At 34.0% G+C, this 25050-nt stretch carries 19 protein-coding genes and 1 pseudogene; 1 reads left to right on the forward strand and 19 read right to left on the reverse strand.

The genetic code is table 11. From position 1 onward, the window contains the following. Nucleotides 1–16: 16 nt before the first annotated feature. The 16 genes and pseudogenes from JNUCC83_RS09480 to JNUCC83_RS09555 form a co-directional block, all read right to left on the reverse strand. A complete protein-coding gene (locus JNUCC83_RS09480; RefSeq protein ID WP_454459798.1) occupies nucleotides 17–1030 on the reverse strand; it encodes a PfkB family carbohydrate kinase in 1014 nt (337 codons plus the stop codon). Nucleotide 1031: 1 nt separating this feature from the next. After that, nucleotides 1032–1679: a bifunctional 4-hydroxy-2-oxoglutarate aldolase/2-dehydro-3-deoxy-phosphogluconate aldolase gene (locus JNUCC83_RS09485; protein ID WP_454459799.1), complete on the reverse strand. Its 648-nt coding sequence runs from the start codon at nucleotides 1677–1679 to the stop codon at nucleotides 1032–1034. After that, the gene (locus JNUCC83_RS09490) at nucleotides 1679–2866 is read right to left on the reverse strand and encodes an MFS transporter (protein WP_454459800.1); all 1188 of its coding nucleotides are present in this window, start codon (nucleotides 2864–2866) and stop codon (nucleotides 1679–1681) included. The genes JNUCC83_RS09485 and JNUCC83_RS09490 overlap by 1 nt, the downstream gene beginning before the upstream one ends. A 69-nt stretch (nucleotides 2867–2935) precedes the next feature. Beyond that, on the reverse strand, nucleotides 2936–3727 hold the full coding sequence (locus JNUCC83_RS09495) for a gluconate 5-dehydrogenase (RefSeq protein ID WP_454459801.1): 792 nt from the start codon (nucleotides 3725–3727) through the stop codon (nucleotides 2936–2938). Between the two features lie 14 nt (nucleotides 3728–3741). Next, the gene (kduI, locus tag JNUCC83_RS09500) at nucleotides 3742–4572 is read right to left on the reverse strand and encodes a 5-dehydro-4-deoxy-D-glucuronate isomerase (protein WP_454461359.1); all 831 of its coding nucleotides are present in this window, start codon (nucleotides 4570–4572) and stop codon (nucleotides 3742–3744) included. Nucleotides 4573–4734: 162 nt separating this feature from the next. Next, complete coding sequence (locus JNUCC83_RS09505; protein ID WP_454459802.1) at nucleotides 4735–4956, reverse strand: hypothetical protein; 222 nt, start codon at nucleotides 4954–4956, stop codon at nucleotides 4735–4737. A 12-nt stretch (nucleotides 4957–4968) separates the two neighbouring features. Continuing rightward, a complete protein-coding gene (locus JNUCC83_RS09510; RefSeq protein WP_454459803.1) occupies nucleotides 4969–5325 on the reverse strand; it encodes an EF2685/EF0750 family sortase-dependent surface protein in 357 nt (118 codons plus the stop codon). 12 nt (nucleotides 5326–5337) lie between these two features. Then, nucleotides 5338–6429 (reverse strand): WxLIP family cell surface protein, encoded by a 1092-nt coding sequence (locus tag JNUCC83_RS09515; RefSeq protein WP_454459804.1) that lies wholly within the window; start codon nucleotides 6427–6429, stop codon nucleotides 5338–5340. A gap of 82 nt (nucleotides 6430–6511) precedes the next feature. Further along, a complete protein-coding gene (locus JNUCC83_RS09520; protein WP_454459805.1) occupies nucleotides 6512–10888 on the reverse strand; it encodes a BspA family leucine-rich repeat surface protein in 4377 nt (1458 codons plus the stop codon). Nucleotides 10889–11033: 145 nt separating this feature from the next. Continuing rightward, on the reverse strand, nucleotides 11034–11741 hold the full coding sequence (locus JNUCC83_RS09525) for a WxL domain-containing protein (RefSeq protein WP_454459806.1): 708 nt from the start codon (nucleotides 11739–11741) through the stop codon (nucleotides 11034–11036). Between the two features lie 307 nt (nucleotides 11742–12048). After that, nucleotides 12049–12819, reverse strand: coding sequence for an IclR family transcriptional regulator (locus tag JNUCC83_RS09530; protein ID WP_454459807.1), 771 nt, complete (start codon nucleotides 12817–12819; stop codon nucleotides 12049–12051). A gap of 99 nt (nucleotides 12820–12918) precedes the next feature. Beyond that, complete coding sequence (pepI, locus tag JNUCC83_RS09535; RefSeq protein ID WP_454459808.1) at nucleotides 12919–13800, reverse strand: proline iminopeptidase; 882 nt, start codon at nucleotides 13798–13800, stop codon at nucleotides 12919–12921. A 58-nt stretch (nucleotides 13801–13858) separates the two neighbouring features. Next, nucleotides 13859–14971: a VanZ family protein gene (locus JNUCC83_RS09540; RefSeq protein WP_454459809.1), complete on the reverse strand. Its 1113-nt coding sequence runs from the start codon at nucleotides 14969–14971 to the stop codon at nucleotides 13859–13861. A 96-nt stretch (nucleotides 14972–15067) separates the two neighbouring features. After that, a complete protein-coding gene (locus tag JNUCC83_RS09545) occupies nucleotides 15068–15394 on the reverse strand; it encodes a PTS sugar transporter subunit IIA (protein ID WP_454461360.1) in 327 nt (108 codons plus the stop codon). A 139-nt stretch (nucleotides 15395–15533) separates the two neighbouring features. Beyond that, complete coding sequence (locus JNUCC83_RS09550) at nucleotides 15534–17216, reverse strand: APC family permease (protein WP_454459810.1); 1683 nt, start codon at nucleotides 17214–17216, stop codon at nucleotides 15534–15536. 108 nt (nucleotides 17217–17324) lie between these two features. Continuing rightward, nucleotides 17325–18657: pseudogene (locus JNUCC83_RS09555) on the reverse strand (C1 family peptidase). Nucleotides 18658–18933: 276 nt separating this feature from the next. Between JNUCC83_RS09555 and JNUCC83_RS09560 the strand changes: the two are divergent. Beyond that, nucleotides 18934–20637 (forward strand): IS1182 family transposase, encoded by a 1704-nt coding sequence (locus tag JNUCC83_RS09560; RefSeq protein ID WP_454459811.1) that lies wholly within the window; start codon nucleotides 18934–18936, stop codon nucleotides 20635–20637. Here JNUCC83_RS09560 and JNUCC83_RS09565 read toward each other — a convergent pair. The 3 genes from JNUCC83_RS09565 to JNUCC83_RS09575 form a co-directional block, all read right to left on the reverse strand. Continuing rightward, nucleotides 20606–22132 (reverse strand): amino acid permease, encoded by a 1527-nt coding sequence (locus JNUCC83_RS09565; protein ID WP_454459812.1) that lies wholly within the window; start codon nucleotides 22130–22132, stop codon nucleotides 20606–20608. The genes JNUCC83_RS09560 and JNUCC83_RS09565 overlap by 32 nt on opposite strands. A gap of 22 nt (nucleotides 22133–22154) precedes the next feature. Further along, entirely contained in the window at nucleotides 22155–23555 is a 1401-nt protein-coding gene (locus JNUCC83_RS09570; RefSeq protein ID WP_454459813.1) for a C69 family dipeptidase, read from the reverse strand. 79 nt (nucleotides 23556–23634) lie between these two features. Next, entirely contained in the window at nucleotides 23635–25038 is a 1404-nt protein-coding gene (locus JNUCC83_RS09575; protein ID WP_454459814.1) for a C69 family dipeptidase, read from the reverse strand. Nucleotides 25039–25050: the final 12 nt, after the last annotated feature.

Here is a 25050-nt window from a genome sequence, read left to right on the forward strand (position 1 = left end):
GCTATCATCCTTTCAATTATCGATTGATTTTACTTGAATCACTTTTAATAAATTCCTCTACGACTTCTCTTGAAATATATAATGAATCACCAGAATACGTGTGTTTTAAAACGGACATCCCTGTTGCAAACTCGATACTATGTTGTGGTACGTCATTTGTTAACAGGCCATGCAACATTCCGGCTGAAAAAGCATCTCCCCCACCGATTCGGTCAACAATATAAGGAATATGAAAATTCTTAGATTGATACAACTGACCTTCTACCCATAAATTTCCTTGTAGATAGTTTTCATCAGTCGATACCACATCACGTGTTGTTGAATAAATCACTGAGATATTTGGATACATCTCTTGCATTTGTTGACTATAATAAGTCAATTCGTCACCTGTTGAAGATGCTTCTTCAAGTGGTGTCACACCTAGTATGTTAATCGCATCTAATTTTCCGGCTGAAAAAATATCAACAAAAGGTAATAACTTCTTGTACACGTCTGACGCTTTTTCTAGCGACCATAATTTTGTTCGGTAGTTGCTATCAAAAGAAATTTTAATGCCTAAATTTTTAGCCTTTTTCATCAGTTCACATGTGATATCAATTAATTCATCACTTAAAGCAGGTGTAATCCCTGATACATGAAATAGATCAGCTCCCTCAAATAACGAATCGTCTTGCCACAAACTATGTTTTAACTCAGCTAAACTTGAATGCTTTCTATCATACACCACACTTGTCGCTCTGACACCTGCACCAACCTCAACAAAATAAGCACCTAATCTATCCCCAGAAAAATGCACGTCAGATGTCCTCACACCATATTTTCGAAAATGTTGTAAAGCACCATACCCCAACGGATTGTTAGGAACAACAGATAACAGTGAAACATCATGAGCTAAGCCACTTAAACCGATACTCACATTTGCTTCACTACCACCATAATGGAAAAATAGTTTAGAGCTATCTTCTAAATGCTGTCCCTTTTCAGTTGAATAGCGAATTAATACTTCGCCTAATGTGATGACTTTTCCCATATTAATTCCCTCTTATTTCGTTTAATTTTTCGACATAAACTTTGGCATTTTTGGTGACAACATCATAATTGCCATCAACAAGTCCTTTCGTCAAATTACTTCCGATACCCACTGATAAAACGCCATTATCAAACCACTCTTGCATATTTTCTAAACTAACACCACCTGTTGGCATCAAATTAACATGAGGAAGTGGTCCTTTCACATCTTTAATAAAACGCGGTCCAACGATATCTCCAGGAAAGACTTTAATAATATCAACACCATAAGCTAGTGCCGTATTAATCTCTGTTATTGTCATACAACCTGGTAAATAAGGGATTTGATATAAGTTACATACTTTTGCCACTTCTTCATCAAAAGACGGACTGACAACAAAATCAGCACCTGATAAAATAGCTAATCTAGCTGTTGTAACATCCAACACAGTCCCTGCGCCAATCACAACTGAGTCATCTTCTTTGTAGATATGTGTCAATTCTTCAATTACACCGCTTGCATTTGGTGTTGTGTAGGCCACTTCAATAGCTTTTATTTCCCCTGCCACTGTGGCTTTTGATATTTCTACACCATCTTTTTTCGAGTTCCCACGAATCACGGCCACTAGTCCACATTGTTGTAATTTTGATAATACTTGTACTTTTTTCATCAAGCTTCCTCTTTTCTTTGATTAACAAATCGATACCAAAAGACGCCTAATAGCATCATAAAAATAGCTAATATAATGGCTGCCATGCCCCAAAATATGGTGAAATTTTGCGCCAAATATCCTGTGACAATCGGCATTGTAATACCTCCTAAACCACCAATCACTAAAATCCATCCTAAAGACATGGGATGTTTTTTTATCGATGAGCCTGCTATTGTCATAGCTGTTGGATAAATCCCACCCATTGAAATACCTAAACCTAATACTGATACTAAAATCATGGTGACACTGTTATTTGCAAGTAATAGCCCATAAAAAATGGCGCTTCCAATACTGATGATAGTAATTAATGTTCCTCTAGATAACCGACTACCTAGAAACACACACCCGAGTCGACCGACTAATATTCCAACCCATAGTAAAGAAGAAATCATTTGTGATTGTTGGATTGTCAGTAAATCTGATTGGATAAAATATGTCACTAACCAACCTGTAATAGCAGACTCGGCACACAGATAGAAAAAGATAATAACAATCGTGTTCCAAAAAAGAGAGTCTTTAAAAAATGAATAATCTTTTTCTTTTTTTGACTGATTTTTTTGTATCACGTCAGCTTCAATCGGCATGTTGAAAAACATGACTTGAGAAATAACAATTAATCCAATAATTCCCACTAATAACCATCGCCAACCATTTAACCCAAATAGCTGACCAAATAAAATCACTAGAAACGGTGATAATAAAGCCCCTACAGCAAATAAACTATGTAAAAAATTGAGTGCTGATGGGTTACTATCGGTAATGTCATTGACCGTTTTATTATTAAAATTTGAAATACTTCCACGACTAATACCAGTAAAGAAAAATGCCACTAATAGTACCCAAGGTGTCCCAACACCTATCATTAATAAAAAACCAATAATAACGAAACTACTTAAAAATAAAATCGATTTTTTTCGACCATAGTATAGTGGTAAAATTCCTGCGACAAAACCGGCAATTAAGTTTCCAGTCTGATGACTAGAAAGCAACATCCCACTAACTGTTTCATTTAAGGAATATGCTTCACTAAGTAGCGGTAAAATTGAACCAAATACCATCGAATATAAACCGTTAACAAAAAAGATAAAGAAACAACACCACAAAATATATCTATCCACTGCATCTAATTCTTTATAAAAAGTCATTTTTTCTACTCTCTACCATCTTTCTATTTAAAATAAAAAAGTAGCACGAGAATCGTGCTACTCGCGTGATTAAGGTTGTTTTCCTATATACGCTAAAATCCCACCGTCCACATATAAAATGTGGCCGTTAACAAAGTCTGATGCTTCAGACGCTAAGAAGACTGCTGAACCTTGTAAATCTTCGACTGTTCCCCAACGCGCTGCAGGTGTTCTTCCAATAATGAAATCATTAAATGGATGACCTTCTTCACGTAATGGTGCTGTTTGAGGTGTAGCAATGTAACCAGGTCCAATACCATTACATTGGATGTTATGTTCACCAAACTCTGCACAGATGTTTTTAGTTAACATTTTTAGTCCGCCCTTAGCTGCTGCATATGCACTCACTGTTTCGCGTCCCAACTCACTCATCATTGAGCAAATGTTAATAATTTTTCCATGGCCTTTTTCAACCATTCCTGGTAAAACTGCTTTGGACATGATGAATGGACCGTTTAAATCAATGTCAATAACTTGTCTAAAGTCTTCAACTGACATATCTAACATTGACGTACGTTTGATAATCCCTGCGTTGTTCACTAAGATATCAATTGTGCCAACTTCTTTTTCTATTTGTTTCACAGCCGCATGAACTGCTTTTTCATCGGTTACGTCAAATACATAACCTTGTGCGTCAATCCCTGCCGCTTTATAATTTTCAGCACCTTGAGCCACTGATTCTTCGTTCATACTATTGTAGACAATCGTTGCGCCTGCTTCATGTAGTGCTTGTGCGATACCAAAACCGATACCGTATATACCGCCAGTTACTAAAGCAACTTTTCCATCTAATCTAAATGAATCCATTGAAAATTTTGTCATAGTTTACACCCCTATTATTTTAAGTCATCCATAGCGACCATATCCATGTCACCATAAGTGATGTTTTCGCCACACATTGCCCAGATAAATGTATAATCTGCTGTTCCTACACCTGTATGAATTGACCAACTAGGTGAGATAGTTGCTTGTTCGTTACCCATTACTAAATGTTTTGTTTCATCTGGTTTACCCATAAAATGGAAAACTTTTGTGTCTGGATCCATATCAAAGTATAGGTAAGTTTCCATACGACGTTCATGTGTATGACAAGGCATTGTATTCCATGCTGACCCTTCTGCTAAGATAGTGTATCCCATTTGTAATTGACAACTTTCACACACATTTGGATGAATGTATTGGAAAATTTGACGTTTGTTTAATGTCTTAGAATCTCCAGTTTCCATTGGTGTAATATCATCAATGCTGATTTTTACATTTGGATAAATTTTATGTGCCGGTACTGATACACAGTAGAATTTGGCTGGGTTACTTGCATCATCTGATTTAAATTGAACTTGTTTTGTTTCTTTACCAATATAGTAACCATCTTGTTTTTTCATTGGTTCTTCTGTTCCATTGATAATAATTGATCCTGGACCACCAATATTGATAACACCTAACTCACGACGTTCTAAGAAATAATCAACACCTAGTTCAGTAGATAGTTTAATTTCTAATGTTTCATCAGTTGGTGTCACACCACCAAAAATCATACGATCATTATGTGTATAAGTTAGTAATATTTCTCCTGGGACAAATAACTGCTCAACTAAAAATTCATCTCTTAATTGTTCTGTTGAAAAATGACGAATCATTTCTGGACTGCTTCCATATCTTGTTTCCATTTTCATGCTAAATTACCCCTTTTTCTTATTTGGAAATAATATTTCTTATTAAGAAATTTATAAATTAATTATAGCGAGTAAACAAAAAAATTGCAACCATTTTCATTAAAATAAAAAAAGTACACAATCAAGAAAAATCTCGATTGTGTACCACAGTAATAATTATAAGAAAAATAGTACTTGGGATTGAAAATTAACCCATAATACGATAGCTAAACCAATCTCTACAATAAAGAAAAATAGAAATAATCCATCCATTACTATCGTACTTCTTTGCCAATATCTTCTGTCTTTTTTTAAATCTTTAAATAAAAAATATATCCCCAGGATTAAATTAACTAATCCAACTATCGCTAGTACATATACCCATATTCTCGCGTCCATATACTGTCTCCTTTATGCCAAATAAATATCTTTATCATTCTCTCTATCTTTACTGATACCAAAAATGAAAAGTAGCATGACTAATAATAAAATACCATTAAAAATAAGCCAATAATTTATCAATTCACCCGTTTGAGGTAAACGTCCTGAAGTTTGAGGCGTTGTAGAAGATGGTTTATTAGATTCACCAGAGTTATCCCCACCAGTTGGCGGTACCACAGTAGGCTTATCCGGTTTTAATTCTGTGTCTTTTGTAAACCCAATACTAACAGACGTTTGACCAGAATCCACTGCGTATACAGATAAGTTGCAGGTGATTAGCGACAAAATCAGGGTAAATACAGTCAATACAATATGTTTTCTCTTCATCTATGTTTTCACCTACTCATTTGTTTTGCGTTTCTTTTTCTTCTTTGTTGTGCTCACTTGTTTTACAGGCTTTTGCCAATGAGATTTCGTTACTCTCATTAATAACAATATAGCATTTAATACAAGTATAATAATGATTAAAATAAGCATTTTTTTAGAAATTGTAAATTTATTGACAGATTCTTTATTTACTTTATTTGCTGCTGCAGAATCAATGGTAAAATCTTCGTCCCATTTCCATTCTCTATCACCAGAATGTGCAGTAATATGCATCGTATACTTACCAGCTTTGATAGGATCCATCCCCCAAGGAATACCAAAATCAAAGTTTGAATTAGGTGCAAGTGATCGGTCAGTCATTTTTAATTCTTTTATAACTGTTTTAGAACCTTTTTCAGTCATCTTTGCTTGAATTGTCAATCGCGGTAAGATTTTTGGCTCAGGGTTTTGAAATTTAATGTTTATCACTTTGGATCCATTATCTAAACCAGGCTTAATGCTTTTTAATTTTAAATCAGCATCTTCATTATAAGCTGTGCGATCTTCTGATAATAATAACCCAACTTTATAGCCATAACGATTAGAAATACCAGCTTTTTTCTTGGTATCTTCTCCTTCTGACTTCATAAATGTTATCGCGCCTAATTTAATGCCCGAGAAAGCTTCTTTTGGTGGATGAATCTTAATTTTCACTATTTTTTCTTCAAAATTTTGAACGGTCACTTGTTGCTCATCTTTTGGAATAGTCACCATTGTAGTTAAAGGAACTTTTAACGACTCATCAAGCACTGGTTTTTCTTGGCCGTAATCAATGATTCCAGAAGAACTTGTCACTGCATTCGTCAAACCTAAATCAACCGTTACAGGTTCTTTCATCACACTTTTAATTTTAACACTAATTTCTTGTTCTTTGTCTGGTTCTACTGCTAAATGATAATATGACGCATCTTTATCTATTTGGTTGTCTGGTATAACAGGTTCAACTGTAAAACCAATTTGAGATTGATTGTCTTGTGCCTGCACTTTTAGCATACCAAAATGAAGACCTAGTGACAAAATCCCCAATACTACTACCAGCTGTCTTATCCAACGTTTCGTTTCCATGTGCATCCTCCTGAAAATCATTCTATTCCTTTAAAAAATGAAGACTCAATCACTCCTTTTAAAGAGAAGTGATTGAGAGTATCTAATCTTTTGGTGTCAAATCAAGCGACCAAGTAATCGTTCCTCGATACTGTTCATTTGGTTTCCCTGTATTTTCAGGAACAATCAATTTCATATCATTAATCCATGTATTGTATGATGTCGGACTTTGATCATCGTCTGTGACACTGTACAATATTTGACTTGAATTGTCTGTTGGTAACACGACTTTTTTATTCACATAATCAATTCCATTGATTGGCAAATTAGCATCGGTTGTAGACGTGATGTCAAATTGATAACGTGCTCGACCTAAATTATCTAACTTGTCGCTTTCTAGCTGACTTGCTTGTACACTTAAACTCCAAGAACCTTTTTGCTCACGGTCGTCTCTTATTTCAACGTTCTTTATATCAGATGTTGTTGGTTTTATTATTTGAGTAATATCCTTAACGGCGTTGTTACTACCAAAATCATACAAATCTGGTACTTTTACTAAATGAAGTGCACTTTGACGTCCCCAAATATATGTCCCTGCTTTTCCAGCTGTATTTTTTAAGAAGTCAGATGTTTGACCTAAATTCACATTTTTATTATCAATGTTTACCCAGTTTCCATTGTAGCCATCAGTTGTTGGAACATCATTTAGTTTAGTTGTGTTATTAGGATCAGAGAATGTATTAGGTAATGTGATTTTATGTAATGTATCGCCTGAAAACATTTTATTCTTATTTGAGACACTTGAGAAATTAAAACTGCTTAAATCTAATGTTGTTAACTTATTCATATTACCAAACATCATATACATATTTTCCACTTTTTCCGTATTAAATCCAGTCACATCTATCTCACTAAGACTTTCATTAGCATTAAACATATAAGCCATGTCATTGACATTCGATGTATTAAACTTGGTTTTATCAAGACTCAAGGTTGCTAGGTTATGTAAATTGTTAAACATTTGTCGCATTTTTGTCACACTTACTGTATCAAAGTTAGATAAATCTAACGTTTTCAAAGATGTAGACCCCTCAAACATGGCAGTCATATCTGTCACTTGTTTTGTGTCAAATGTTGAGGCATCTAATTGAGTAACCGAAGTGACTTTATAAAACATAGAATTCATGTTGGTAACATTGGATGTATTAAAGTTGGATAAATCTATACTAACTAAACTTCCAGCCTTTGAAAACATTCCTTGCATATTAATTGCATTAGATGTATCTAGCTTATTTAACCCTTCAATTTGGGTTGTATTGGTTAATGTTTTGGTTAATGAACCGTCACTAAATAAATATGATGCATTTGCACTTGTTTTGACATTCTTTGTAAGAACTATTTTTTTAATATCAGATGATTGAATTGCCTTACCATCTGTTCTATTCCATGGTGAATACTGCCATGAAGCAAATGTCCCACCATCGATAAAAGTTAATATTCCTGTCGTTTCATCAAATTCATACGGCACATCTCCCCATGTAAGATATTTTCCCCATTCATAAGTGCCAGCATCAGTTATACCATTATAATTTTGTAAAAATTTATCTGTTTGACCAACTAATTTACCATTACTGTTTTGCCATTGACCATTGTAACCATTCTCTTTTGGTACTTGATTTAACTTGGTATTGTTAGAAGTATCAGAAAATGTTGTTGGTAAGGTGATTTGTTTAAGTATGTCATTTTCAAACATTGCTGTTTTAGTAGTGACGTTTGAAAAATTAAAACTTGCTAAGTTCAATGATGAAATAGCTTTATTATTTCTAAACATCGCTTGCATCGTTGTCACTTTTTCAGTATTGAACTCAGAAACATCCAATGACGTCACACTCGACATATTATTAAACATATAAAACATATCTGTCACACTCGATGTGTCAAACTTTTTATTATCAATGACTAACTTGGTAATCAGTGAGTCATTATTAAACATTTGTTTCATACTGGTTACTTTTTTCGTATCGAAATTTGAAATATCTAATTCTTTTAGCGCTCGTAGTCCCTCAAACATAGAGGTCATGTCTGTCACATTCGATGTGTCAAAAGATGACACGTTTAATATTTCTAAACTAGATAAACCATAAAACATATTACTCATATTCACTACATTCTTAGTGATAAAATGTGACAAATCTAGTTGAGTGACACTCGATTGACCATAGAACATATTAGCCATATCTGTCGCATTATTTGTATCAATATTATTCAATCCTGTAAAACTAGTTAATTGAGTTAATTTATGACTTCCTTTATCAGAAAACAGATAACTTGAATTTGCAGGTGTTTTTACTGATTTGGTGAACTCAATTTTTTTCACTGCTGTGGCACTAATCGCTTTACCATCTGTTCTATTCCATGGTGATACTGTATAATCTCCTAGAGTTCCACCGTCTACAAATGTTAGTTTCCCTGTACTCTCATCAAACGTATAAGGTACTTCTCCCCATTTTAAGACATCTTCTGCTTTTTCTCCCCATACATATGTCCCAGCTTTACCTGCCTCATTAGTCAAGAAATCCTTAGTTTGCCCTAACTTTTTCGATTTGTTATTAATATTAACCCAATTACCATTATATGTATCATCAGTCGGAACATCATTTAATTTAGTCGTGTTAGCAGAATCAGAAAATGTGCTAGGCAATGTGATTTCTTTCAATGTATCATTTAAAAACATAGAACCTTTATTTGTTACTTTTTTGAAATCAAAGTTCCCTAAATTCAATGATGATATTTTTTTCATATTAGCAAACATCGAGCTCATGTTTGTAACCTTTGATGTATTAAATTTTGTGACATCAATACTTGTTAAATTTGACATTCCAGCAAACATATTATTCATTAAAGTGACATTTGTTGTATTGAAATTAGACACATTTAATGTGGTAATACTCGTCATCCCTTGGAACATATAGCTCATATTTTTTACTTTAGATGTCTCAAATGATGAAACATTTAAACTGCCTAAACTTATCATCCCTTGAAACATATGACTCATATTTGTTGTATTTAATGTTTTAAAAGATGAAACATCCAGTGTTTTTAGATTAGACACTCCAGCGAACATATAACTCATATCAGTTGCATTAGTTGTATCGATCTTATTTGCCCCTGAAAGACTAGTTAATTGAGTTAATTTATTGCTGTTTTTGTCAGAAAATAAATAACTTGAATTAGCTGGTGTTTTAACTGAATTTGTAAACTCAATTTTTTTCACTGCTGAGGCACTAATCGCTTTGCCATCTGTTCTATTCCAAGGAGACACAGTATAATCTCCCAACGTTCCACCATCTGTAAAGGTTAATTTACCTGTACTCTCATCAAACGTATAAGGTACTTCTCCCCATTTTAATACTTCAGGTACTGGATCTGGTTTATATTTTGTGTATGTTCCAGCGTTTCCACTGGCTAAATAATCTAGAAATGACTGGTTACTTCCAACGTTTGTTCCAACCTTATTCCCTTCTTCATCATACCAAGTTCCGATAGGAAAATTTGCACCTCTTGTTTCTCCCCGCACATCAAATGTATTTCCTACTGTAAATTTAGTAAATCCAGAATTTAAAAACATGGCATCTATATCATATGGTTTGCTTGATGTTATCTTAAATGATGATATATTTAACCATTTTTCTTTTATACTAGAATCTTTAGCGGTATTTTCAAACATATTTCTCATATCAGTAACTCTCGAAACATTCCAATTTGATAAATCAAGATTGATAATATGTTCCATATTAGCAAACATACCCTCCATATTAGTCACACTACTAACATTTAGTTTGCCAATCCCTGATATCTCAGTGCAATTAGCTAATGTTTTTTGCAAACTATCTGAACTAAAAAGATTTTTTGAATTAGATGGTGCCGTGATATTGTTTTGGATTGTAATTTTTTTAATGGATGGTCCAGACACTGTTCCTTTATTCCAAGGGGATGTGCTCCACGCGCCCAACGTTCCCGTCCCTGTTAAAACTAACTCGCCTGTTGCTGTGTTAAACTCCCAAGTTACATTTCCCCATGTACCTGTTTGAACTGATCTAACTGCTCGTGATTGAATAGCACTTTGGGCACTAACTCTCTGGATATTATTATTTGAGGCATCACTCTCTGTCGTTTCTTTTTCTGCTGGCTGTGTTGATTCCTCTGACAGAGTCGTACTAGTCGTATAAGTGGTATCTTCAGTTGATGATGTGTCATCTGTGTTTTTTTGTGTGTCATACGTTTCTTGTATATTTTTTAACGTTTGTTTAATAGTATCACTCTGTGCGATATTTTCACTTGCATAAGTCTGAGATGTTTGAGAAATGTTTTTCAAAATTTCTTCAGATTCTGTCGTTGGTGTTACGGCGTGAACCATCAATGGGCTTACCAAAGCAGACAATAAATTCGCCGTTAATAATATCGACCATTTTTTCTTCATCCTGCTCACTCCTAAGCATTTCAAATTTATATAAACAGCTCAAGGATTATGTCCATTCTATTTACATACAAAAACAAACAAGCTAAGTTATTTGTTTTTGTATGTAAACTGAGCAATATAACATTGCTCAGCTCGCATAGATAGATTAACCTTGAGTTACGTCATCTAATGTCCAGGTTACAGTACCAGTGTATAAAGCATTAGGTGTTCCAACGTTTGCAGGAACATATAAAGATACATCAGTAATTTGAGCACCCACTTCTTTGCTTCCTAAAGTTGAAGCATCAGTTGTGTTTAAAACTTGTTGTGTTTGTCCAGCAGCTAATTTAGATACTGAAGATACTGTAAGACCTTTACCTGCAAATGGCGTACCAGCTGCTGTAGGTTTTGTCACATCAGGGTTAGTAAATGACATAGCGTTAGATGTAAATGAAATATTTGCACCTGTTAATTTATCAGTCGCTGATTTTTCTTGATCCATGTTTACAATTTCAGAAGCTGTAGCATTAACTTCCCATTTACCAGTTTGTGCATCTCTCAAATCATTTACTGCTAAGTATTGTGGAGCTGTTGGATTAGCATTGTGTGATTTGATAATTTGTGGTTGGTCGATAACACGATTTGATTGACCAAAGTCAAATGCTGTAGGAATTCTAGATAATTGTATTTTTCCATTTTCTGTTGGTTTTGTATCTGAATCATTTTCAAAACCAATACGTACATCTGTTTCACCTTTTTGGCCATCCATACTAATACCACTTGCTGAAACACTTAATCCTGTACCTAAAGCAATTAGACATACAGCTGAACTTGCAATAATTTTTTTCATTTCTTTCTTTTCTCCTTCTAGCATACATTTTTCTCCCTTTCGTATCGGAAGATTAATTTAATTATAGTCAATCGACTAAAATCTATCAATATATAAATCTTGATAAACGTTCAAAACGATCCTTTTTCGAACAACTTTGTATACACTTTCTTTATATTAGTTTTCTAATTCACAAAAAAATGTCCATAGAATTCAACATTCTATGGACATTTTTATTTTTTTATTTTTTTATATGATTGCTACGTTTATTATACTAATCCGATAAAAGTTATTAATGTATTATTTAAAAATAAAACGTATCTTAGGCACACATATTTCATATTCGTTTGTCTCAATTCATATTATCTTCTATTGTTTTTTTAGCAGTAGCCATCTTCTCAATGACTGAATGAATCATTTCCTCGTTCGCTCTAAATTTGGGCATACTTACACTAAATGCCCCTTCAAGTTTTCCCTGTCTATTCTTTATCGGCATAGCGATACAATAACAATCTTCTTCCATTTCCTCATCATCATAAGCAATATTTGTTTCTTTTATTTTCTGTAATTCTTTCTTCATTAAAAATTGGTTGGTAATAGTATTTTCTGTATAGGCTTTTAACTGAACCTTTTCAAAGTAGTTAGCTAACTCTTCATCACCATAAGCTGATAGGAACACTTTTCCCATTCCCGTCGAATAAAGAGGCTTACTTGCTCCTACCTTTGAAGACATATAAATAGATTTTTCTTTAGGTTCTAGTTTGTCTATATAGATTAACTCATCATTATTAGACATTCCTAAATGAATTGTTTCATCTACTTCTGACTGAAGTTTTTCCAAGCTTGGTTCAGCTATGTTTTTTAACATTGAATTAGTTGAATATACTTGACTATACTTGACTAATCCAGGTCCTAAAAAATACGTTTTATTTTTCTCATTTCTTGTAACATACCCTATTAACATCAGCGTATCTAAAATTTTTAGTGCAGTAGACGTCGTCAACCCTGATAAATCTGCAATTTGTTTTAAAGTAATATCTCCTGTCGTATCTGCTAAACAGTCCAAAATTTTTGCCGCTTTAATTAAGACTGTTCCATATGGTTTTGGATTATTTTCTTGCATATTCAGACCCCTTGTTTTCTATATAAGAAACAACATGTTCTTATAGGAAATTTTATCATAGTTTTTCATAAAGAGATAGTAAATAATTTCTAAATTATTTTATCTATCATGTTTTACAAGCCAATGTGATAACACCTCTTTATATTTATGACACTCATCTACAAAAGGCATGTGTCGACTATGTTGAAACAATTCCCAAGTTGCATGAGGTAGATTATCATACATCGTTTTAGCGATAAATGGTGTACTTAAATCATCTACTCCACTAATAATCAATGCAGGCGTTTCAATGCTTTTTAGCTTATCTGTGTAGTCAAATTCTTTTAAAGTACCTGTTGGGAAAAATTCATTCGGTCCCCACGCATACAAATAAGCTTGCTCTCCTCTGTTTTTTTGACGCCTAAGAGGCTCAGGAGACACTTTAGTTGGTACATCTCCTGCATGCCGTAACAAAAATTCATCATTTGCTGCTAAGTACTCAGGAGACGAAAAATCAGACGTCAATTCTGCTTTTTCAATCGCTTCTTGATGCTTTTTATCCATCAGATATATCAGACGATGTTGTTCTTCTTTCCATAATGCTGCAGAAGATAGTGTACTAGAGAGAATAATACTTTCCACTCCTTTGGGTTTCGTATCGCACATGTATTTAATTAATAACATACCACCCCATGATTGACCCAACAGATGAAGCTTGTCTAATTTTAAGTACTTTCTTAAAGAGATTAATTCAGATAGCCAAGTATCTGCTGTCCACAACGTAGAATCATCAGGTATGGAAGATAACCCACAACCAAGTTGATCATACATAATAATTTGTCTCCCTGTAGAAGATAGGTCATCCAATAATTCAAAGTAATTATGCGTTGAACCAGGACCTCCATGAAGTAGTAAAAGAGGGGCTTTTTCAGATGCTTCTCCAACAATTCGATAATACGTTTGATAGCCTAAAAACGGCATATAACCTTCTGTTATTTTCATTAATATCCACCTTTTTAGTCCATCATACCATTGGACTACATTAAAAAATACCCTTGTATTATTTTCTAACAAACGTCATACGTGAAACATGATTAAAGAAAACACTCTCTTTTTTCTGAATCCAATCTTTTAAAATAACTACTCCATACGCTAACCAAACAAAAGAAGTTATCAAGAAAAAGAGGAGTTGAATTAAAATAATGTATGGATTATCTGAATAAAAATAATTGATACTTCTACCTACATGACTAATTATTGATGGTGTATAGATGAGTATAAAACGATAAATGAGTGATGTTATTTTTTTACTTTCTGGTAGCTTAAGAGACAAATTAATCACCCAACCACCAATTGTCGTTCCTTTTTTGATATATGGCAGAACGACCATGAATAGAAAACTTGTCACCAACTGTAAAGGATACATGTAGTTACCACTGAATAATAAATTAGAAACAAGCGACCCAATCGTTTGTGACACAATAATAGTTAGTAATACTTCTACCAGTTGAGAGCCATATGACGCCATATGAGCAGTTGAGTAGGTAACATCTTTTTGGTGCAACTGGTCTCGACTAGGGATAAAAAACAATAACAAGGGTGCAACGAAAAAGCCAAGCATCCCTCCTAAAGTATTCATCATTAAATCATCCACATCAAATAAGCGATAAGGGTAGCGATAGTAGCCAAACAACGCCGTTAATTGCGAGACCTCAAAAAATAGTGTCGTACTAAATATAATCGGCAATGCCAAGTACCATTTTTTCGCTTTTTTAAAAAAGAATCGTAAATACACTCCTAAAGGCAGTAATAATGCGACATTAAATAACACTTGTAAAAAAGCAAATGACTTAATTAACTTAGGATAAGTATGCAACTGGTTAGCATTAAAACCTGAAATTGTTTTGAAGTCATTTAAAAAGTAAAAAGGTTTAAATTGCGTATAAACATGTTGTTTAAATTCAACGTCATCTCTATTTTTAGGCAATGGTAAACTGACTAAGAAAAAGGCAGTCAAACAATAATAAATAAAGCTAAACAGAACCACATTTCGCCAAAAGTTAAAATAACCATATTTTCTGTATTGATAAATCGTCCAAGGAATCGTCCCAACAAACGATATAACTGCAAACCAAATAAATGCCGTTGATAATGGGACTGCGTAGGATGGCATAGTATTCCCTTCTTTCTAATCTAATAATTTTTCTTTTATCCTTTATACTATCATTAATAACAAAAAAACCGAAGAAAATTTTTTCTTCGGCATATACTAACGACTATTCTTATCAACAATTTTATGCAATTCAACAATCTCTTTAGCTAAATCTGTAAAAGCAATTCCTGTCATCAAGTGATCTTGACTATGAACCGTCAGAAGTGTGATGTCTGTTGACTCTCCTTGGGCTTCTTTTGTTAACATCTCTGTTTGTGATTGGTGAGCTTTAACCAGTGATTCTTTGGCAGCTTCTAACTTTTCATCTGCTAATGTAAAATCAGATGTTTTAGCTGCTTGTATGGCTTCCATAGCGTGGCTTTTTGCATCCCCACTATGCATAATGAGCCCCATAATTACTTGCAAATTTTTTTCATCCATGATCATTCACCCATTCTTATGTCTTATAGTCAACCATTGTTTAAAAAAGGTATAAATAACACTAGGTTAATTCTAGTCTACTTCTTAATATTTTGTCAACAAAAGAAAAGGTTAAGAATCATTCCTTAACCCTTACCCTATATTATTTTTTTGCAGCCATTTGATCTGTCGTTTTTGAGGTTGTTTGAGTGACTACTTTTGCGCCCAATTGTTTATTCAGTTCCTCCATGGTTTCATTAGGATCAAATGTTTTCTTAATGGGCATTCCCATTGGATCTTGATAATGAGATAAGACTTCACTAGGGATATTAGATAAGGCTTTTTTAGGTTTATTAAATCCTTCGATTTCCCAAGTAAATGGAGCAAATTGGTTGTCTTTATCCACCCAATCATGACGTTTAGATGCTTGATAGATACCAAATGCCAACAATAAAACTATAGCAAGCAACACTAAAATAGTCACAACATACACTGTTCCTGATCCCACTTCTTTTTTTACTTGAGCGGGTGGGTAAAGTGACAGCACGATACCAAAAACACAGGCAGATAAACCAACAAGGGATACAAGCCATGCACCAATTTTTCCTCCAGGGACAGTGAATGTTCGAGGTCGATTTGGTTGCGTGTAACGCAAACGTAAAAATGAGACAAACATCAACACATAATATAACATGTAAAGAATGGTCACTGTTTGAGTGATCATGACAAAAAATCCTTCAACGTTTGGCAGTAATTTCACGACAAACGCAATAGCTGTCACACAAAGAGCTTGTAAATAAAGCATTTTAGACGGCATACCATGTTTGTTGTTACTTTGTAATTTCTTTGGTAAAAAGCCACTTCGTCCCGCTTGTCCTAACATAAAAGAAGGACCGGCTAAGTTAGTAATCCACATAGCGAGTGTCGCAAAAAATCCGACATAAACAAAAATCAAGTATAACCATGGAGCACCAATCGTAGCTCCTAATTCATGATATAAAGAATATAACGCATAGATAATATTAATATTTTTTTCTGGAATAACAATGGCAATAATCAATGTTCCTACAACAAACACTAAAAAGGCAATCAGCCCTGCAACAAGCATCGCAATTGGAAATTGTTTTTTAGGATTTTTTAACTGTTTAATGTGAGCAGCATTTAAGTCAATCCCAGCATATGAGAAAAATACGCCCGCAGCAAGAGCTAATGTACTCATACCATGCCATTTTGGTACTAACCCACTAGGTTCTAGTTTAATAGCTGGTGTGTGTCCTTGGACTAACCAAACGATTGCTAAAACAATAATAGTTACTAATGGAATAATCGTTCCGATTGTGACGCCGTATTTAGAGATACTTGAAAAAGTTTTTGCCCCCCTAGTTGCTAACCACGTCACTAACCAAAAAATAGCTAAAAATAGACACATTATAATTAATTCATGAGACGGTTTTTTTGCAAATTTTACTGCCCAATCATAATTTGGCGTAAAAAAACCAATCGTTGCAGCAAAATTTGGCATTCCCGCCCCTAAGTTAAAGGTTGTCTGGAACCAAAGTATAAGTAGACACGTAAATGCCCAACCTTTCCCCATACCTTCACCAACCCAACGGAAAATACCACCACGCTCTGACCACCCACCAGCCAGTTCGGCAGCGACAAGTGCGGTTGGAACAAAAAATACGAGTGCGCCAATCGCAAATAGTGTCACAGATGACAACCCATAAAATGCTTGTTGAGCGTCATTTCCTAATCCGGCTACAATCGCAACATTCATCATTATCAAAGCATAGGTTGAGATATACGTCTGTCCTTGTTTGTTCGTACTATCAGCTTTACTACTCATGTGGCTCTCCTGCCTTTCTGTTATTAAATTACCAATATGTTGGATTATACTAAATGTTTCTCCTAGCTAGTCCATCAACTAGAAGAAACATTATCATTAAAATAAGTGTTATATCATAGGTGTAATAGGATTCATTGGGTTCCAGAATGGTAAAACTGTCGCATCCTTTTCTAGGTTTGTGCGTTGAGTATCTGTTAAAAACTCTTTTCTAACAACTACTTCAAATAGATAGTCTGTCATCCACTGATCAACCATCACACAAAAACCTTTGTCTCCAATTTTATCTCCCCAGCTATTTTCTACTTTCCATTTAGTTGGTTTACCATCAACAATATTGACACCAGCTATCACCATCGCGTGAGTTGGTAAGCTTTCACGATAGTTGAATCTCTCACCTTTTGTCATATTAAAGTCTAAATCAAATAATTCTTTAAATTTGTATAGATTATCTGACATAATTCCTTTTTGACGGTCAAAATGTTTCAATACATCACAAGCAAACCATACTGGTTCTCCAGATTTTAATTGTCAGTTTTTTCAACTCATCCATCTCAACATTTAAATAACGATTAGGTTTTCCATCAACCATGTTGCCAGATAACTCTACCTCAAATATTTGATTAAATGGCATGCTTTCTGTTGGAACATTGATGATAATAGCATAATTATCTAAATCAATATCGACATATTTTTGATACATTTCCACTGGAGTTATCCCTTGGTAAGACGTATAGTTATTATCTTTATCTCTAAAGGTAAAATCAATCGTTTCAGGTGGTGTTCCTAGAGCAATTGATAGCATACGATACACTTCCACTAGTTGATTATCTATAAACTCTTTAATGGCATCCTCCGTTTGATTTGAATCCATCATGCGACGTAATATAATCGCATCAGATCTTAATTTTCGATTGAGTAATGTGTTTAACTCTGTTGAGTCCATGCTACAACTTGATTCGTCCATTTCGTATTTTGGCACAATACCATATTTTTCAACTAACAAAATAATTAAGTTCCAATCGCCACCATCTTGTTGAGGAGAGTTTAATAAGAATTGCACATCTCTGCTTGATAATTCTTCGCCTGATGTGTCTAAAATATTTTGATAAAAATAGTTTGCTTTTTCTAGCTTGTCATAGAAAAAAAGATAGTTTTGTGATAATTCAAAGTTTTCAATGTTGTATTGTTTTTCTAGTTGGAAACGAATCACATTTAAACAAGAAAACATCCAGCAACGTCCACTATGACGTTGATTCGTTACTTGATGCGTATCCACATCAATCGAAAAATTAAAATTATTGTCATCAATCGAACGAATATTTTCAGCTGCTTTAAATAAACCATTGGTAGTAGCTGCAGTTTGCGCGACTTGATTGCCTCGATTCGAGTTAAAATTTTTCTTCATTTCATCAATTCGTTCACTATTAAGTGGTCTAGACATATAAAACACTCCATTCTTTAAATTATTGTTTTGTTTGTACACTTATATATAACTCCTTTTATATGTATATCTCACGTTTATTTTGTGAATCTCTCACAACTTTTTTATGGTGAGTTAAATAACTATTTGCATAAAATAAGGAGGCTGACCCAAAAGTCTCTAGAATAAACTAAAAGGAAGAAAATCTTTTTTCGATTTTCTTCCTTTTTTGACGTAAAAAATAGCACTATCCTATATAATTAAAGTGACGAAACCAAATTAAAAGGAGTGCTATTTATGTATAAGAATTATAACACGAAACAGGTTACTTTATCACTGAATTTAGATATTTATTTAGAAGAAAATGATATCGCTTTTGCGATTGATGAATTAGTAGAAAGTATCCCTGTGGATGTGTTCTCAGTTTTTGAGCATCGAATGGGAAGTTCGTCTTATCATCCAAAAATGATGTTGAAGCTTATTCTGTGTGGCTACACTCAATCTATTTTTTCAGGAAGAAAGATAGAAGCTATGTCTAAAGATAGCATTCGTGCCATGTGGTTAACGCAATCACAGACACCTAACTTCAGAACAATTAATCGATTCAGAGTGAACCCACTGGTTCAACCGATACTTCAAGAATGTTTTATTCAATTTAGAAATCAGCTTGTTTCTCAACAATTAATTGATGAAGAAGCTATTTTTATTGATGGAACAAAGTTAGAAGCCAACGCAAATAAATATACCTTCGTTTGGAAAAAGAGCACACAACGTTATGAAGAATCTTTGAGAGAGAAGTCAAAGTCCTATTATCAACAACTTGTAGAAGAGCAAATTATTCCATCTATTTGTTCAGAAGATGATGAGTTAAACACAGAAAATTTAAAACAAATCATTGATGAATTGGAAATGAAAGTAAGTGATTTAAGTACTAAAATTGAAAAGAGTTCAGATGTTCAAGAGAGAAAAGAACTTCGTTCTGAGCGTAAAGAGCCTAAAAAAGCATTGAAAGCTTTTTCTGACTTTATCTATAGAAAGCAAAAATATAAAGAACAACATGATATTTATAACGGTAGAAATAGCTACTCTAAAACAGATCATGATGCCACTTTTATGAGAATGAAAGATGACCACATGATGAATGGTCAGTTAAAACCTGGATATAACGTTCAAATTGCAACCAATCATCAATACGTTTTAGCATATGAAACATTTTCAAATCCAACGGATTTTAAAACAATGATTCCCTTCTTAGATACTATCAAGAAATCTTATTTTGACTTACCTAAATACATTGTGGCTGACGCAGGTTATGGTAGTGAAGAAAACTATCAAGCAATTTTGGATGATTTTGAAAGAACTCCATTAATTACTTATACAATGTATCAGAAAGAACACACTAAAAAATACAAACAAAATCCATTTATTCCAGATAACTGGATTTATAATGAATTGGCAGATACTTATATTTGTCCGAATAATCGAGACGTCAAATTTAGAAATTACTCTACTCGAGCGGATAAATCTGGATTCAAAAGACAACTTAAAATGTATGAATGTGAGTCTTGTTTAAATTGCCCAGTTAGAGCATTATGTACTCGTGCGAAGAGTAGTAAAAATCGAGTGATTCAAAGAAATGGGAATTGGGAATATTTTAAAGCTCACGTAAGAGAGCTTTTGAAAGAGGATGTCACAGGAGAAATATACCGTCAAAGAAAAATAGATGTTGAACCAGCCTTTGGAAATCTGAAGGCTAATTTGGCATTCAATCGATTCTCTGTAAGAGGAAAAGATAAGATTTCACAGGAGCTGGGATTTGCGTTAATGGCACTAAATTTAAGAAAACTGAGAAAAAATAGGAAGGATATTAGTAAGAGATCACGAAAAAACAAGCATTCTGAAATGAGAGGTTTCATTTTGGAATGCTTGTTTTCTGTAAAGAGACTTTTGGGTCAGCCTCCTTATTTTGTTATTTATTTGTTGTTTGTGTGCTATCTTTAGACATTTCTTTTTGTACATCTGTTAACCAGCTGTCCTTTTTATTTTTATATATGACTAATGGAATACTGAATAGGATACCGACAAAGATTAAAACAAAGATTAAGTTTTCGATCGTATTACTCATAAACGTTAAAGTTAAGGCAAACACGATAGTAACTATAAGTAACCCTGCAAAGAAGAATCCAAGTCCATTTCCTTTTTTACCTACGCGGAAAGGATGTTCTGTATCAGGTGATTTTCTTCTCATCGCAATAAATCCTAAAGCCATTAATGTATAAGCTAGACAATAGATCATTGTGCCACTATTTGTGATAATAACGAATACTTTGTTAATTCCAGGGATAACAACATATGCTCCTGATAAAATAGTAATCGCAATAGCTTGCACAAATAGTAACGTATTTGATGAGTTGAATTTATTTGTTTTCCAGAATTTGAATTTTTCTGGGAAGTCCCCTTCTCTTGCACTTGCAGTAATTGTTTTTTGTGCACTAATGAACCATGTAGACATGTTAGTCAACACACTCACAATAGAAAGTAAGCAGAAGATTTGGACAACAAAATATGGTAATCCTAAACGATCAGCAAACAATTGTAATGGTTGAGCACCATTGTTTAATTGGATTTTACCTGCTGGGATAACATTTGCTACTAAAAATGAGTTAACCAATGAGAACAATGCTAATAAGATAAGGGATGTAATAACACCTTTAGCATATTGTTGAGATGGTTTTTTCAGACGAGTAATAAACACAGAAGACATCTCTATTCCTAAGAAGATAAAGATAATCCCACTAAAGTACATTCCAGAACCACTTGTGAAAGATTTAGGAACTAATTTTGACCATGAAAAGGTTCCTAATATACTATCTGGGTTTAAACCAATTTTTACAAAGGTAAACACACCAAGTATAAATAGCATCACAACAGGAATATACAAACCTAACCAAATACCGAATTTACCATTTACTTTTGCCATGTCGAATTTTAAATTCAACAGTGTCATACACCAAACTAATCCTAAAATAACCGCCAATGTAAACATCGAATTCTCGATTAAACTTTCTTTCTTCAGTAACAACGCAACCATTGGTGCAAAGCCAGTTCCTACGACAACCATTGAGGGAAACATTGCTGCCCAAATCAACCATGATGTGACAAATCCCCATTTAGGGCCAAGCGTATTTTTAACCCATAGCTCTGGACCACCTTGCCCTGGGAACGTTGTCCCAAACTCGCCTGACATTAAAGCAATCGGTAAGGCAAACCCAATTACTGCAATACCCATAAATAAAAACATGTTCCAACCTGTTGCCGTCAAAGTTGAGTAATACGGTCCTGCTACTAAAGAAAACGTTAATCCAATAAATGTTGCTAATGTTATTTTTGATAAAGCACCTTTTTTACTTGCAGTATTATCTCCCTGTACATTGTTTGCAACAGGTTTTTCACTGCTTGATGATGTGGGTGCTTGACTACCACTTTTGTTTTCCATGATAAATTCTCCTCACTTATCTTTATACGTCTTTGGTTATATCAAAGGTGAGTTTTGATAGCCCTAATCCTTTCTTAACCAATTCGCCGATATGAGTCATAGTTAAATGATTCATTTCTTCTATATTCTGTTTATTTTGTTTTGTTAAAAAGTCAGTAACATCTCCTGACTGCATTGCTTTGTATGCACGGTCTGTCTCTAAGACCATATGATTTGCTAACTGTCTTGCTGCACTTAAATAATCAAAATTAACTGTTTTTAGTACGTCATAATCTCGTTCTACTAAGACAGCGAGTGTACGATGCATCCAGTAAGCTTGATTAATATCATAAGTCATACTTGTATTGTTGTAAGATGGTGCAGTGTCGTTACTATTTGCGTAGAAAGGCACATACGGATTGAAGGCTGTTGGTCCACTGTTAATCCAAGTAATGGCTGCAATCTCTTCTGGCACATCATTTCTAATTTCTAAAATGTGTGATTGAGAGGTACGATTCATTGAAATCGGTCTAAATAACTTTCTAGACGCATCATCTGTTGAATTAAATGGATCATAAATAGTTTCATCATAGTGAGAACTTAATACAACACCCACATCTTCATAGCTCAATTTACGATTTGGTTTAAAGACAAATGGCATATCACTACTTCTTGGGTCTTCTACTTTATGACCCAAATAATTTTGGCCGTACCATACACGTGGTGTGTTGTATTCTCTATCTTCTTTTGAGCTTGTACCAAAAATATGACGGAAGTTAAACCCTTTATAGTCTGGATTTAAATGATATGTATCCACAAATTCTCTTAATCCCTCTGAATAAATAAAGTTTTCTGGGTCATTGAAATCCACTTCTTCAATAATTGATTGATTCGCAATAACTGCACAACAATCATCTGGCACACGTTGAGCAATCCAATGATGACCACATGGGATTTCCATATACCAGATTTCATCTTTATCACTGAAAATCACACCATTTCCCTCATGAGAGCCATACGCTTCAATCAATTTTCCTAGATAAGTCACACCTTCTCTAGCAGAAGAAATATAAGGTAATACCACACTAACTAGTGAGTCTTCTCCAAGTCCATCTGTTAAAGGATCAATAGCTAAAACTTGAGTATTACTAAAAATACTCTCAGTTGCACTCATTGCCACATTTTTTGAATTAATCCCTGATTCCCCAAAAATTCCTTCTTTTTTATATTGAATATAAGGAACCATTTGATATCTTAATGATTTTTTTGGATAATTTTCTTTAAAATGTGTTAAATAAGAGCGATAGACACCTTCTGTTATGTCATTCTCAGGAACGACAATAAATTTTACTGGTTCAATAACAATCTCAGCGTCGCAATTTCTTGCAATTAATGTTGCGCCATTTTTAGTTGCTTTTTTTCCGACTACGACAGTTGTACACATATTATTCCCTCTTCCTTCATTTCCGCATTTTTAAAGTTAGAAAGGATAATCCGAAAAGATTATCCTTTCTAGCGACTTACTAAACGTCTTTAGTAATATCAAATGTCAGTTTAGATAATCCCAAACCTTTTTGGACCAAATCGCCAATATGTTTCATAGCTAAGCCATTCATTTGGTCAATATTTTTGTTATTTTGCTCAGTTAAGAACTCTTCAATATTCTCAATGTTACCTTCTTTAACAGCTTGATCTGTTTCCAATACGAGATGTTTTGCTAATGTTTTAGCAGCTGTTAAATAGTCAAAATTTACAGAAGATAATTTGTTGTAATCACGTTCCACTAATACAGCTAATGTACGATACATCCAATAGGCTTGATTAATATCATAAGTATCGGTTGTATCACGATAACTTTTTGGTGTATCCAAACTATTGGCAAAAAATGGCACGTATGGGTTAAAGGCAGTAGGTGCACTATTAATCCAAATAATTCCTGCAATTTCTTCTGGTACATTGTTTCGGATTTCTAAGATATGTGATTCAGCTGTACGATTCATAGAAATTGGTCTAAATATATTACGGTCCGCATCGCTCTCAGGATTAAATGGATCATAAATTGTTTCATCAAAGTGTGAGCTTAATACAGCTGCTACATCATTGACTGTGAGTAAACGATTTGGTTTAAACACAAATGGCATGTCACTACTTCTAGGATCTTCGACTTTATGACCTAGAGAATTTTGACCATACCACACACGAGCAGTGTTATATTGTCTATCTTCTTTAGTACTTGTTCCAAAAATATGGCGGAAATTGAATCCTTCATAATCCGGATTAAGTTGATAAGTCTCAACAAATTCTCTGATACCTTCAGAATACATAAAGTTTTCTGGATCATTGAAATCAATTTCTTCAATGATTGATTGGTTGGCAATCACTGCACAACAATCATCTGGTACGCGTTGAGCCACCCAGTGATGACCACATGGAATTTCCATGTACCATACTTCATCTTTGTCACTAAAAATGACACCATTTCCTTCATGAGAACCATGCTCTTTAATGAGTTGGCCTAAATAAGTCACACCATCTCTTGCAGATTCAATATATGGTAAGACCATATTAAGTAATGAATCTTCACCTAAACCTGCTGGAGTGAGTGGATCAATAGCTAACACATCAGTATTTGAAAAAATACTTTCTGTTGAGCTCATGGCTACATTCTTTGAATTAATCCCAGCTTCGCCAAAAATACCAAGTTTACTTTCGTCCAAAAACGGAATCATGGTATATCTCAACGATTTGTTTGGGTATTTTTCAGTGAATTTTGTCATGTTACTCTTATAAACACCACTGACATGAGCATCCTCAGCAACTGTAATAAAACGGACTGGTTGGATAGGTTCTTCAGAGTCACAATTTCTAGCAATCAATGTTGACCCTGTTCTAGATGCTTTTTTTCCGACAACAACGGTTGTACACATACTATTTCCTTC

Source organism: Vagococcus sp. JNUCC 83 (genome assembly GCF_053667615.1).